Here is a 13,604-nt window from a genome sequence, read left to right on the forward strand (position 1 = left end):
TCGGGCCTTACCCCGAACACCGCCGGGTCGTTCGCGAACGACCCGTACAGGGACGGGGCATGAATCTCACTCCCCCTCCATCAGGAACACCCGCGAACGGCCCCACGGGGGCTCAAGCCCGCCTCGACCCCCCGTACGGGCGCTTCGAGAAGCGCCCCTGCCAATCCCACCCCCACCGCATCCACGAGATACCGTAGGGGTCGTTCGCGAACGACCCCCGCCGGAGCCCCAAAGCTCGACTCAGGTCGCCCGACCTACCAGGGCCGCCTGTTCTGCGGTGAGGCGGCCGTTACGTACGCAGTCGTTCATGGCGATGCCTCGGAAGGCGTTGCCTGTGAGGTGCAGGCCGCGATGCTGGCTGGCCTGCGCCATGATGCGATCCACGGCCTCGATATGACCCACCGGGTAGCCGGGCAGCCCCTTGGGCCAACGCTTGACGATGGTGGCGTCCGGGGCCTTGTCGATGCCCAGGGCCTTGACCAGCCCCTCCCGGGATTCCTGGATCAGGGTTTCGGGGTCCTGGTCCACCTTATGGGGGGCGCGCTGACCACCGAGCATGATCCGGAGGCTCTTCATGCCGTCGGGTGCCCGATCGGGGAAGATGCTGCTATCCCACAGCACGCCCAGGAAAGGCAGCGGCGCCTTGGCAGTGGTGAGCAATCCGAAGCCATCCAACGGGTGATCCAGTTCCTTCCAGCCGAAGCCGACGACGGCGATGGGAGAGTAATCCAGAGCGTCCAACTGACGGGACAATTCAGGATCCAGGTCGGAAAGCATCGGGGCTGCCGCATAGGCGGGGACCGCCATGATGATCTGGTCGAAATCGTGCGTTTGGCCACCCACCGCGAGCTGATAGCCGTTCTCCGTGGCGGTGACCCTGTCCACGGGGTGTCCTGTATGCCACTGGGCTTTGATCTTGGCCTTGAGATGGTCGACGATGGTGTTCATGCCGCCCTTGAAGCTCATCAGTACGCCGCCCGGGCCAGCGCTTTGCTTGCGCCGCTTGATCATGCCCTTGAACAGGCCCCCGTGCTCCTTTTCCAGCGCGGCCACCAGAGGGAAGGCTGCCCGTACGGAGACACGGTCGGCCGTGGTGCCGTAAATACCGGCGGTCATGGCATCCAGGAAAACGTCGGTGAAGGCCTTGCCCAGACGGCGGTAGCCGAAGGATTGCAGGGTTTCGTCGCTGTCATCCCGTTTGGCGGGTGTGAAGACTTCACCGGCCACGCGCAGTTTCTGCGGGAAGGTGAGCAGGCCGGACTTGAAGAACTTGCCGGGGCTGTCGGGGAATGGGTGCATGGCATCGGTGTAGATGAAGCGCTTGCGCGCGGCGTCTTCGCTGCGCATGAGCAGATGTGAGCCCTCACAGTCTTCCACCAGCTTGAGCATGTCTGGCTTGTTGCTGAGGAAGCCATTACCGCCTTCCTCGAACAGAAAGCCATCCTTGTTCACCGTGTGCATCGTGCCGCCCAGGTGGTCGTTGGCCTCGAAGATGTGCAGTTCCGCATCGCTTCTGGAGCGGTTGAAGTAAAAGGCCGTGCTCAGGCCGCTGATACCGGCCCCGATGATTGCCACTCGCATGAGTGAACTCCCCGTGGATGATTGGATCGATGATGAGATGATTCAGAAAGACAGGGCGACGCTGATCAACCCGGTTTGCGGGCAATGAAGCGCGTTGAGATGCCGAAGGTGTCGTCCTTGACCTGCACCATCTCAAAGCCTGCAGCGGTGAGTTTGTTCACCAATTGTTCGGTGCTGAAAAAGGCCTGGATGGATTCCGGCAGGTAGGTGTATGCCTGGTTATCCTTGGAGATCATGGCGCCCACTCTGGGCAGCACGTTGTTCATGTAGAAGCGGCTCATCCGGTCCATGACGGTGGCTTCCGGGTGGCTCATGAATTCCAGGATGAGTACGTGGCCACCTGGCTCCAGCACCCGGTGGAACTCTCGCAGGGCCCCGTCCACGTCGACCACGTTGCGGATGCCATAGCTGATGCTCACCATGTCGGCGCTGCTGTCTTCCATGGGCAGGGCGGCGGCCTCTGCCTCCTGAAACTCGGCGTTCTTCACCTTGCGTCGGGCCAGGGTGAGCATGCCGATGGCCGGATCCACGCCAGTGGCGCGCTCGATGGTGATGCCGCTGGCCTTGCCGGCTTCACGCCAGAACAGGATCAGATCCCCCGTGCCCGTGGCCACATCCACCAGATGCTTCACGGACCGGCCATGGGCCTTGAGGGCCGCCAGGCAGCCGTTGCGGCGCCAGCGCCGGTCCACCCCGAAACTCAGGATGCGGTTGAGTCGGTCATAGGTGGGCGAGATGTCGTTGAACATCTGGATGATGCGTTGCTGCTTTTCCATTCAGGGGGTTCCCATGGGGTCTTGGCCCAGAGAGGCCTCAGTGTTGGCGGGGCGTCTCGGTGTTCCCTGTCTGGGCCGATGTGTTTTGGGCTTGATCCTCGATCAGCGCCCGGCGCACGCGCTCGAAGGCCTGACCGCTGATGTGATGTACCAGGGGGCGGGCGGCCCGTCCCACGGTCTTGTCCAGCAGGCGATTGTGCAGATGATACTCGATCGAGAGTTTCACTCGAGTGCCGCCAGGGACGGAGCTGAGGCGGTAGCGACCGGTGTTACGGATGCCGCTGAGCGATTTCCAGGTCAATCGATGGGGGGGCTCTTCTTCGATGATGGCCACGTCCCAACTGAATACCATGCCGTTGGCCCGGACCTTCCAGCGATAGGTGGTGTCATTGAGCGGCGTGACCGATTCGACCGCATCGGCATAACGCGGAAACTCATCCACCCGGCGGATCAGGGCAAAGACTTCATCTGGTTCCGCCGGGAAGATCATGTCGTGATCGATGACCGGCATGGCTGTCCCTCCCGTGGGCTGCTGATGGTGAAATGACCGCCCGAGTATGCATGATGACGCAAGGGTTATGTCAAAGACGGCCCCATGGGTCAAGTACTTGCAAGGACGGCGGTTTCTGCCTGCCGGGCAATGCCCTGTGCCATGCCGGTAAAGACGAAAAGATGGGCCGGGGCCATGGCATACCAGTAGAGCAGTCCCCAGACGCCGGCGGGATGCCAGTAGTTGGTCACGTTGATGCGGGTGCCATTCCCCTCGGGCGCAAGGTCGATTTCCAGCACGCCGGCCCCTGGCACACGCATGCCGAATCCCAGGGTAAGGCGCCGACCCGGTTCCAGTCCCACCACGCGCCAGGAGTCCACCATGTCGCCCACGCGCAGTTCCGTGGGGTGGCGGCGGCCATAATTACGACCGGGCCCCCCCAGCATCCAGTCGGCCACTTCGCGGATTTTCCACAGCGGGTTGTAGGCAAAATACCGGTGTTCGCCGCCAATGGCCGTGACCACCGACCAGACCGTGTCCACGGGGGCAGCGGCCACGGCGGAGCCGCCGGCCGTCTTGGCGTAATAGCTGTAGTCCACCCGATAGTCCCGGAACATGAAGGCGCCCTCGGTCCAGCGGGCGGCCAGGGCGTTTTCGGCCTCCGCCTCGAAGGCCGTGCGCACCGCACTGCGAAAATCCAGCAGGTCCTGGGGCATGAGGCGTCGGGTTTCATCGTCCTCGGCCACATAGTTTTCCTTGAGTCCCTCTACCAGGGCCCGTGCGATGGAGGTGGGCACCGAGGTGACCAGGCGGAGCCAGTAGGAGGAGAGCTTGGGCGACAAGAAGGGTACGGGGATGATCATCGGCGGTTTGTGCCCCGCCTCCTCGGCCAGGATCTGCATCATGCGACCGTAGGTGAGGTACTCCGGCCCTCCGGTGTCGAGGATACGGCCGGCGGTTTCGGGCACATCAGGAGCCCGCTGCAGATACTCCAGCAGGTTGTCCAGGGCGATGGGCGGCGAGGTGCGTGAGACCCATTTGGGCGTGACCATGACCGGCAGGTGCAGCACCAGATCACGCATCACCTCGAAGGCGGCGGATCCGGGGCCGACGATGATGCCGGCTCGCAGTTCGGTGACGGGGACCGGGCCGTGCCGCAGTTCGTCTCCGGTTTGACGTCGGGAGACGATATGTTCGCTGCGGGCGGAGGCCGGGGCGAGTCCACCCAGATAGACGATGCGCTGCACACCCGCCTCGGCGGCCGCCTTGGCGAAGTGCCGGGCCGCCTGAATGTCCAGTTGGCCAAAGGACTTGCCGGCCCCCATGGAGTGCACCAGATAATAGGCCGTGGTCACACCCTCCAGTGCCGGGCCGAGGGTCTCGGGTTTGAGGGCATCGGCGGCGACCAGTTCGGCGCCATCCCAGCCCCGCGCCTGGAGCACGCTCAGGCGCCGGGAGCAGGCACGAATCCGCGCCTTGCCCGAGCTCAGGAGTCGAGGGACCAGGTTGGAGCCGATATAGCCGCTGGCACCAAAGACCAGCGTGATGGGGCGTTCGTCCCCGGTGTCCCCGGCAGGTGTATGTTGGGTGTCTATGGCCATGAAAATCTCCCCTCTCTGATCACTTGATCCCCGTGGGAGCGGCTCTCGGCTGCGAACAGCCCATGCCACTCCTGCCCTTTGAAGCCACCTGCCCACCCCCTTCGCGGCCAAGGGCCGCTCCCACAAGGAGGCGGGGTGATAGGGTGTCACCCGTGAGGCAGCGCTGCCCCCGTGGGAGCGGGCCCCGCCCGCGAGGCCCATGCCACTCCTGCCCTTTAAAGCCACCTGCCCGCCTCCTTCGCGGCCAAGGGCCGCTCCCACAAGGAGGCGGGGTGATCGGGTGTCACCCGTGGGGCAGCGCTGCCCCCGTGGGAGCGGGCCCCGCCCGCGACGCCCATGCCAGGAAAGACTCCCGAGATGATCCTGACCCCTTTCGCCGGCAGCCCGATCCCGATCGGGAGGTCCGGCGCCCTGGTCATGCACTCCTGTGACCGGCTGGCGCCTCCGTTAACAGGGTGGTGAGCCTTGCGATGCAGATCTCCCGGCCCTGTTCATCCTGGATGCGGATCTCCCATACCTGGGTGCGACTGCCCACATGCACCGGACGGGCACACCCTGTCACCTCCCCCTCGCGGGCCGGTCGCAGGTGATTGGCATTGATCTCCAGGCCCACGGCCATGTAGCCCGGCTCCGAGGCCAGGTGTGCCCCGGCGCTCCCCAGGGTTTCCGCCAAGGCCACGGAGGCGCCCCCATGCAGCAGGCCAAAGGGTTGGCGTGTGCGTTCGTCCACGGGCAGGGTGCCGTAGACGGCATCCTCGGTGATCCGGGTGATGCGAATGCCCAGGGACTGCATCAGGGTGTCGCGGGTGATGTCGTTGAGGGCATCAATGTCGATGGGGCGCTTCCACATGGACTGCTCTCTCAGGGGTTAAACAGGGATTTGATCCTCAGGATACAGCACCTCGGGCTCCCTGGCCTCCGCCCTTTGGGCCAGTTCCTGCCGTTTCACCTTCAGGTCGGCCTGGGCGGGCAGCGCCTGAAAGGCGACGGGCACCATGAACGGCGGTAAGCGCTCACGCAACCAGGCGCGCAGGACTTCGGTTTCCAGGGGGGCGCGGACTGCCACGAAGGCCACGGGGCGTTGCCCGAACTCGTGATCGGCGCAGGGCACCACCACGGCCCGAACCACATCTGTGTGCTGATGCAGGGCCTGCTCCACCGTCTCCGGCTGGATGTTCTCGCCCCCGCTGATGAACTGGTTGTCCAGGCGTCCGGTGATCCTGAGGCTATGCTCATCCCAGGCGCCCAGGTCACGGGTGTGGAACCACCCGTCGTCATCGGTGGCCGGGTCCATTGTCCCGTCACGCAGATAGCCCTTGAACAGGGTGCCTCCCCGCACCAGGATCTCGCCGTTGTCGTCCACCCGACACTGCCGATGATCCAGCACCCGAACCCGGCCATCGGGCGCCTGGCTGAGCACCTGGGAGGTCATTTCGGTGAGTCCGTAGCTCATCCAGCACGGCAGTCCCTGTGACCGGGCTTCCTTGAGCAGTGAGGGCCGTACGGGGCCCCCGCCCAGCAGAATCGCCTTGAGCCCGGGCGGTGGCCGGCCCCGCGCCAGCAGGCGCTGCAGTTGGGTTTCCACCATGGAGAGGTGGGTCACACCGGTGGCCGCCAGGTGATCCGCATCCTCGGCCCGTCCGCCCAGCACCAGGGATGCGCCCCCCAGCAGACAGCGGAACAGGATGGCCAACCCGCCCACATGGAAAAGCGGCAGGGAGAGCAGGTAGCGGTCCCCCGGCCGCAACGGGATGGCGCGATTGGCCCCTTCGGCGCTCAGTAGGTGATTGCTGTAGCTGTGCGTGGCCACCTTGGGCTGGCCGGTGGATCCGGAGGTGAGCACGCCGGTGCGGATGTCATCGGCGGGGAAGCGCCATTGCAGTGCGGTGGGCGCGGCGGCCGGGGCGTGAGGGCGGGGCCGGGTGCCGGTATCTCCGCCCGGGCCGGCGGTGACCCTCCCCCCGGGTTCGGGCATCCGCCAGTCCAGGGCATGCGCCGCCATCAGGGCATCCACCAGCGCCGATGGCAGGGCAGGGTTCACCGGCAACAGGCGCGCCCCCGCGCGCAGCACGGCGAAGATATCCACCAGGGTGTCCGCGCTGCGATCTGCCCTGATGACGACCCATTGTTGGGATGCCACACCCTGGGCCTTCAGTGACAGCGCCCGCTCGGTCACCCGCTCGGACCATTGGGCGAAATTCAGATCTGCCTGCCCGGGAAGGATCAGGGCGGTGTGCTCAGGCCAGTGGCGGGCCGCCGCATCCAGCAGGCAGGGCAGGGTGTCATCGGCGGAAGGTTTCATGTCCAATGCCCCAGGCAGTGCAGGTCCTCACGCCTCAGCACCGGCCTCTGGGCATGTTCGGGCTGACTGCGGATGGGTTCGATGAGGGCATGGGTGAAGGGGGCAAAGGTATCCAGGCCCTGGGGGCCGGTCAGATCCCAGTGCTGGGCCAGGCGGGTGTACAGGTCCAGGGTGAGATTGCTCTCGTAGGCGGCGCTGAGTACCACGCCCAGCCCCCGGCTCCGGGCCGCGGCCACCCAGGCCTGGCTGCGGGTCAGGCCGGTGAGCATGGGTTTGATCACCAGGGCTGCCAGTCCGGGGGTGTCCAGCCGGGCCTCAATGGCCTGCGGGGGGAGTTCCCGCAGGGTCTCATCCCAGGCAAAGGGCAGGCCGGTGGCGGCAAACCATTCTGCGTAGTCGCTGCCGGGCAGCAGGGGCTCCTCGATGAAGGCTACATGGCGGTGATCGATCCGCTTGCTCAGATCCCGGGCGGTTTCCAGGGTCCAGCTACGGTTGGCATCCAGGCGCAGAGGCTGGTCGTCCCGTAACTGACGGATCAACCCTTGAATGCGCTGCGCATCTGCCGCTGGGGAGGATCGCCCCACCTTGAGTTTGATGCAGGGTGCCTGGGGGGCCGTGTTCAGCTCAGCGTCGTGGCGCAGCAATTGGCAACGGGGCAGGGGACGGGCCGGGGGCAAGGGGGTGGACCATTGCAGATGGCCACTTTCCAGCCCGAAGCGCACCTCGGCGGGGAGCCCGGGTTGTCCCGGGTCCAGTCGATCCTTGAGTGCCCCCGGGGCCTGCAGCAGTTGCCTCAAGTGTTCAGTGCAGGTGGTGAGGTCATGATCGCTGAAGCCTGGCAGCGGACTGATCTCGGACCAGATGACCGGTTGATCCACGCCCTGCCACTCCAGGAGAAGCCCTTCCCTGTGGGACAGGGTGCACGGGCCCAGGGCCAGGGGTTCTCGCAGGGGGACGCGGTAGCGCCAGAGGGTGAGCCTGGTCAGGGCCTGATCGGAACTGGAGTTCATTTGTAGGTTTTGTCCCTCTGTGAGCACTGGTGGGGTAGCGGCCCCCTATAGGAGTCATGCCCCAGTTGGAAGTCGTCCCCTTGTGAAGAGTTGCCCCCAACGGTGGGCGTTACCGAACCCCTGTGGGAGCTGGCCTGCCAGCGATGCGCTGCGAAGCAGCGCCCTGGGGCCTGTATCCACCGCCATTCGCGAGCGAGGCCCGCTCCCACAAGGGTTAGCCCATGATTTTTGACCGGACTTGGAACTCATCTGGCCCCTTGTGCCGACTTGCGCCCCATCGAAGTGATGCCCTTGTGGTAGTTATCCCCCTGTGGGAGCTGGCCTGCCAGCGATGCGCTGCGAAGCAGCGCCCTGGGGCCTGTACCCACCGCCATTCGCGGGCGAGGCCCGCTCCCACAAGGGCTGGCCCATGATTTTTGACCGGACTTGGAACTCATCTGGCCCCTTGTGCCGACTTGCGCCCCATCGAAGTGATGCCCTTGTGGTAGTTATCCCCCTGTGGGAGCTGGCCTGCCAGCGATGCGCTGCGAAGCAGCGCCCTGGGGCCCGTATCCACCGCCATTCGCGGGCGAGGCCCGCTCCCACAAGGGCTGGCTCAGGGCTTGTGCCTGCCAGCATCTACGGAAGGGAGTGACCGCAGTGGGGAGTTCCCATGAGGCTCAGGGTTGGCGTTTGAACTTGCCAAAATCCGGCTTGCGCTTTTCCAGGTAGGCGTTGCGACCTTCCTGCCCCTCTTCGGTCATGTAAAAGAGCATGGTGGAGTTGCCGGCCAGTTCCTGGATGCCTGCCTGGCCGTCGGTGCCGGCATTGAAGGCGGACTTGAGCATGCGCAGGGCGATGGGGGAGTGTTCCAGGATCTGGCGGCACCAGGCCACGGTCTCCTGCTCCAGTTGCTCCAGGGGCACCACGGTGTTCACCAGGCCCATGTCCAGGGCCTCCTGGGCGTTGTACTGGCGGCACAGGAACCAGATCTCCCGGGCCTTCTTCTGGCCCACCACGCTGGCCATGTAGCTGGCACCAAAACCGCCATCGAAGGAGCCCACCTTGGGGCCGGTCTGGCCGAAGCGGGCATTCTCGGCGGCAATGCTCAGGTCACAGATCAGATGCAGTACATGCCCGCCGCCAATGGCGTAGCCGGCCACCATGGCGATCACCGGCTTGGGGCAGGAGCGGATGTCCTTTTGCAGGTCCAGCACGTTCAGGTGATGCACGCCCTGATCGTCCTTGTAGCCGGAGTCGCCACGCACCCGCTGGTCGCCACCGGAACAGAACGCCAGATCCCCCTGACCGGTGAGGATGATCACGCCCACGTTCTCGTCGAAGCGGGCATCGGCCAGGGCCTGCTGCATCTCCTTGACGGTGAGCGGACGAAAGGCATTGCGCACCTGAGGGCGGTTGATCGTGATCTTCGCGATCCCCTCCGCCTTGTGATAGAGGACATCCTGGAAGGCGCCGCTGTGATCCTGCCAGTCGGCGGCGGGGATGATGCTGGAGGGGCTTGCTGTACTCATGGGCTGTCAATGCTCTTGGTAACGGTCTGCTGGCCGCAGCAGGTGCGATGAATGATGCGGGCCACGGTTTCCGGGGCCTCAGCGTGGCAGTTATGCCCCAGACCATCCAGTTTGACAAGTTCAAGGCCGGGGCAGCCTTGGGACCAGTGTTCGCCCAGGGCGGAGAATTTCTCATCCTGGCGCCCGGCGATGAAGGTGCGCGGGATGTCCAACCCCGCCACGCCCGGGATCAGCGAGGGCTGATGACCCAGGCTGGCGGCACGCAATGCCCGGGCCAGTTGCCCTGGATCCTGCGAGGCTCGGGCGGCGATGAAGGCCCGGCGCTGGGCGTCATCCAGGGAGGCGAAGACCGGCTGGCGGTACCACGCATCCAGGACATCGGGCCAGGGGCCCTGTTCAAGACGTCGCGCCCAGCGCTCGTCGTGATCCAGGCGTGCCAGGCGCTCAGCAGCATTGTCGAGCCCCGGGTGGGCCCCTTCCAGGACCAGGGCCGTGATCTGCCTTGGGTGTTGCGCCGCCAGCCAGGCAGCAATGCGTCCCCCCATGGAGTACCCGGCCAGGGCAAAGCGATCTGGCAGGTGTGCCTCCAGCCCGGTCCAGACCTGTTCACAGTAGGCCTGGAATGGCGGGGGTGCCTCCTCCATCGGGGCCAGGGGGGCCTCGCCGTGCCCGGGCAGGTCGGGGGTGATGCAGTGAACCCCGGCAGGCAGATGATTGATCAGTGCCTTCCAGTCATCTCCGCGGCCCATGAAGCCATGCAGTAGCACCAGGGTGAATGCACTCATTCGATCACTCTAACCGCGAAAGAACCCAGGTTCAGCCACAAACACTCCCTTCTCCCCCCCCCGGGGGAGAAGGGCCGGGGATGAGGGGGTGAGGCAGGCACTGTGCCGGCTCTCGCCCCTCACCCCAACCCCTCTCCCCGCAGGGGAGAGGGGCGTTGCCGGTGTTGGGCCGGCCCCTCCCGCGCCCACCCCCTCTCCCCGCAGGGGAGAGGGGCTTGAAGCGCATCTTTCATCATCGGGGGTGGCTCAACACCGTGATGCATCAGAGTCAACGCCGGGCTGCATCATCACGGATGGACTGGATCAGTCCGGTCAGGGCCTGGCTGCCCCGATCCGGGGGGAAGGTGAGTTCGATGAGCGTGGTCCCGGGGCGCTGGCAGGCCGCCTGGTAGGCCTCGGCGAAGGCCTCGATATCCTTCGGGGCTGCATAGCGCAGGCGAAACTGGGTTGCGGCATGCTCAAAACCCAGGCCATGGGGCAACTGGAACAGGGGCTGGAAATGTTCGCCCTGGCTCTGGGCCGGCAGCAGATTGAAGATGGCTCCACCATCGTTGTTGAGCACGACGATCACCAGGGGGGATGAACTGCCCTGGGTCAAGGCCAGACTGTTGAGATCATGCAGCAGGGACAGATCCCCCAGCAGCAGGGTGAGGCCACCGGGGTGGCGCCGGGCAAACCCCGCCGCCGTGGCCACCAGACCGTCGATGCCGCTGGCACCCCGGCTGGTCACGCAGCGTTGGCCAAGGCCTGGCTCGGCCACTGCGTCCAGCAGCCGGATGCTCAGGCTGTTGCCCGGGAACAGGGCCATCTCCTGGGGGATCTCCTGGCTGAGCCGGCGGGCCACCGACAGCTCCGAGAATGGCTCCTCGGTGGCCGCCTCCAGATGCGGTGCGAGCGCCCGGGCCGCGGCCACCAGGCCCGTGTCCGATTGAGGGGGAGGGTCCAGTTGTGTGCAAAAGGCCGGGATGTTCGCCTGAATGGGGATGGCGCGGCGTTCCGGGTCCAGGCAGCCCGAATGGGCGCTGACCAGCCAGTACTCACCCGCAAACCCGGCCAGCCACTGATTGAGCCGTTTGCTGGTGATGCGCCCACCAAACTGAATCACCTGGCCGAGGCCGGCCAGTGCGTGCTGGCCGCTGGGGCTGGCGCACAGCAGGTCCGGGTAGGGCACGACGCAGGGATGGTCGATCAGCCTGAGTTGGCTGCCGATGTCAGCCAGAATGGGCAGATGGGCTCGCTGAGCCAGTGCCAGCACCGCCTCGGCCTCATCGGGGTCCAGCTGTCCCGCCACCAGGGCCACCGGGCCATGCAGGCGGGGCAGGGCCACGGCCTCGTGGATGGGGGGCATGCGCGTGGGCGCGCGCAGATCCGAGAGCCAGGGGCCAAAGTCCGCCAGCTGCGACGTGCCGTAGAGGGGTTCTCGAAAGGGGGCGTTGATATGCACTGGTCCCCGATCGGCGCCGTGCAGGGCCTGCAGGCATTGGTCCATGTCCGCGCCCAGGGCTCCAGCGCTGATGGCTGTGTCCGGCGGCGGCAGGTTGAGTTGTGCACGCACATGCAGGGCAAACAGGCCGGGCTGCTCGATGGCCTGATTTGCACCACAATGGATCAGTTCCGGAGGCCGGTCGGCGGTGAGGGCAATCAGGGGCTGGTGGGTCTGGAAGGCCTCCACCAGGGCGGGATGCAGGTTGGGCACCGCTGTGCCCGAGGTGGTGATCAGGGCGGTGGGTCGACCACTGGCCCGGGTCAGCCCCAGGGCGAGAAAGCCCAGGCCGCGCTCGTCGAAATGGGTGTGTAGCACCAGGTCGTCGCGCCGCTCGGCCAGATGCGCTGCCGCCAGGGCCAGTGGCGCGCTGCGGCTGCCTGGAGCAATGCAGACATCCCGCACACCCTGATCATGCAGACGCTCCAGGATCAGAGTGGACCAGGCCTGGTTGATGTGACTGAAGGGCGCCCGCATCCCCGCTGTCAGGACCCCAGCACGGCCAGGAAGGACTCGATCTTGGCTTCCAGTTCGTTCCACTCCGCCTCTGGAGTGGAGCCTTCGACAATGCCCACGCCGGAATAGCACAGCACCCGGTTGCGTTCCACCAGGGCCGAGCGGATGGCCACGGCAAACTCCGACCGCCGTGGCGAGATCATGCCCACCACGCCGCTGTACCAGCCCCGATGGATGCTTTCCCGACGGGCAATCAGCTCCTGAGCCTCCTGGCGCGGGAATCCGCAGACAGCGGGCGTGGGGTGCAGGGCCTTGAGCAGTTGATCATCCATCACGCCGGGTCGCAGGGTGGCGCGGATGGGCAGATAGCGGTGCTGGATGCGATCCAGTTTCACCACGCCGGCCTCGGTGGGGCAATCGGTGTGGGTCACCCAGGGGGCAATGCGCTCGCGTACATAGCGGGTGACCAGTTCATGCTCATGGATCAGTTTGGGATCCTGCAGCAGGGTGTGCTCCAGTTGCGCGTCTTCCTGGCGGCTGCGACCACGGCGCACGGTACCCGCCAGGGATTCGGTGCACACACGACGATCCTCCCGACTGAACAGGCGCTCTGGCGAGCACCCCATGAAGAGCTTGTGACCATGTTCCAGGGCAAAGCAGAAACTGCCGCTGTTGGTATGATGCCAGCGCTTCAAGGCCGCGAACCCGGGGAGCGCGTCGTTGAGCTGCAGTTTCACCCGGCGGGCCAGCACGGCCTTGTGGATACCCCCCTGCTGAATGTGTTCCAGGATATGGTGGATATGCCCCTGGCATTCGTCGAAGCTCATGTCATCCATCCGCCGGGTCACGCGGATGGGCCAGGGCGCGTCGGCCGACGCCGGTGGCGTGAAACGCAGGCGGCACAGGCTGGTGATCAACCGGGTCTTCCGGCGCACGAATTCGCGCCGGGTACTGGCACGCAGGTTGACCGCCAGCCGAAAATGGCCATCTCGCTGGCGCAGTTCGATGGCCGGCAGCACGAAGCGGGCAGCGGGGAAATCATGCCATTCCCCCTCGCCGGAGCGACCGTCGAAGGCAAAACCTCCGACGAAGGCGGTGTCTCGATCGCCGATGATGTGGTTGATGCGTTCCAGCAGGCGGTCGTAGTCCTCGGCGGTGTCGGCGCTCAGTTCCGCCGCGGCGCCGATGCCGGCCAGGGTGAGGGTCCGTTCCCTGTTTTGCCACAGGCACCGGGATTCGCCAGGATTGTTCTCCAGCCAGTGAAAGGGGTCGATGGTGGGCACGGTGGCTGCGGCATGCAGCAGTTCCCCCTCGCGGAAACGCCAGTTCTTGATCTCGTCCAGCAAGCGGTCCACGGCGGGTTCGTGCGGGGAGGGGCCGTGAAGGGGCAGCCCGGGCCGCAGTTCGGGTGTCCAGGCCTCGCGCGCCCAGTCAGGGGGGGCACTCCGGCTCAGCCCCGGGCGGTCCGGGCCCATGGACTGCTCGGGCGATGCCGTATGCTGGCTGGCTGATGACACGGATAATCCTCTGAAAACGTGGCGCCTGCAGTGGTCATGACCTGGGTTCCACTTACCGTGGCCGGCCGCGCGAGCATGATCTCGGCCCATCC

General features: G+C 65.8%; 11 protein-coding genes. All 11 read right to left on the reverse strand.

What is annotated here, in order from left to right; all coding sequences use genetic code 11:
* Positions 1–240: 240 nt before the first annotated feature.
* Positions 241–1,581, reverse strand: coding sequence for a protoporphyrinogen oxidase (gene hemG / locus BMY52_RS10520; RefSeq protein ID WP_090254182.1), 1,341 nt, complete (start codon positions 1,579–1,581; stop codon positions 241–243).
* A 65-nt stretch (positions 1,582–1,646) separates the two neighbouring features.
* Positions 1,647–2,357: a bifunctional demethylmenaquinone methyltransferase/2-methoxy-6-polyprenyl-1,4-benzoquinol methylase UbiE gene (gene ubiE, locus BMY52_RS10525; RefSeq protein ID WP_090254184.1), complete on the reverse strand. Its 711-nt coding sequence runs from the start codon at positions 2,355–2,357 to the stop codon at positions 1,647–1,649.
* Positions 2,358–2,394: 37 nt separating this feature from the next.
* Positions 2,395–2,868: an SRPBCC family protein gene (locus BMY52_RS10530; protein WP_090254186.1), complete on the reverse strand. Its 474-nt coding sequence runs from the start codon at positions 2,866–2,868 to the stop codon at positions 2,395–2,397.
* Between the two features lie 89 nt (positions 2,869–2,957).
* On the reverse strand, positions 2,958–4,448 hold the full coding sequence (locus BMY52_RS10535) for a DUF2867 domain-containing protein (protein WP_090254188.1): 1,491 nt from the start codon (positions 4,446–4,448) through the stop codon (positions 2,958–2,960).
* A 415-nt stretch (positions 4,449–4,863) separates the two neighbouring features.
* Positions 4,864–5,298, reverse strand: coding sequence for a hotdog fold thioesterase (locus tag BMY52_RS10545; protein WP_090254192.1), 435 nt, complete (start codon positions 5,296–5,298; stop codon positions 4,864–4,866).
* 18 nt (positions 5,299–5,316) lie between these two features.
* Positions 5,317–6,750, reverse strand: a complete 1,434-nt coding sequence (gene menE, locus BMY52_RS10550; protein ID WP_090254194.1) for an o-succinylbenzoate--CoA ligase — start codon at positions 6,748–6,750, stop codon at positions 5,317–5,319.
* On the reverse strand, positions 6,747–7,760 hold the full coding sequence (menC, locus tag BMY52_RS10555) for an o-succinylbenzoate synthase (protein ID WP_090254196.1): 1,014 nt from the start codon (positions 7,758–7,760) through the stop codon (positions 6,747–6,749). Before menC ends, menE begins: the two co-directional genes overlap by 4 nt.
* A 659-nt stretch (positions 7,761–8,419) precedes the next feature.
* Complete coding sequence (gene menB / locus BMY52_RS10560; protein WP_090254197.1) at positions 8,420–9,271, reverse strand: 1,4-dihydroxy-2-naphthoyl-CoA synthase; 852 nt, start codon at positions 9,269–9,271, stop codon at positions 8,420–8,422.
* Positions 9,268–10,056, reverse strand: coding sequence for a 2-succinyl-6-hydroxy-2,4-cyclohexadiene-1-carboxylate synthase (gene menH / locus BMY52_RS10565; RefSeq protein WP_090254200.1), 789 nt, complete (start codon positions 10,054–10,056; stop codon positions 9,268–9,270). The genes menB and menH overlap by 4 nt, the downstream gene beginning before the upstream one ends.
* A 268-nt stretch (positions 10,057–10,324) precedes the next feature.
* Positions 10,325–12,016, reverse strand: coding sequence for a 2-succinyl-5-enolpyruvyl-6-hydroxy-3-cyclohexene-1-carboxylic-acid synthase (gene menD, locus BMY52_RS10570; protein ID WP_090254201.1), 1,692 nt, complete (start codon positions 12,014–12,016; stop codon positions 10,325–10,327).
* A gap of 8 nt (positions 12,017–12,024) precedes the next feature.
* Entirely contained in the window at positions 12,025–13,512 is a 1,488-nt protein-coding gene (locus tag BMY52_RS10575; protein WP_245740787.1) for an isochorismate synthase, read from the reverse strand.
* Positions 13,513–13,604: the final 92 nt, after the last annotated feature.

Source organism: Ectothiorhodospira marina (assembly GCF_900109495.1).
Taxonomy (GTDB): domain Bacteria; phylum Pseudomonadota; class Gammaproteobacteria; order Ectothiorhodospirales; family Ectothiorhodospiraceae; genus Ectothiorhodospira; species Ectothiorhodospira marina.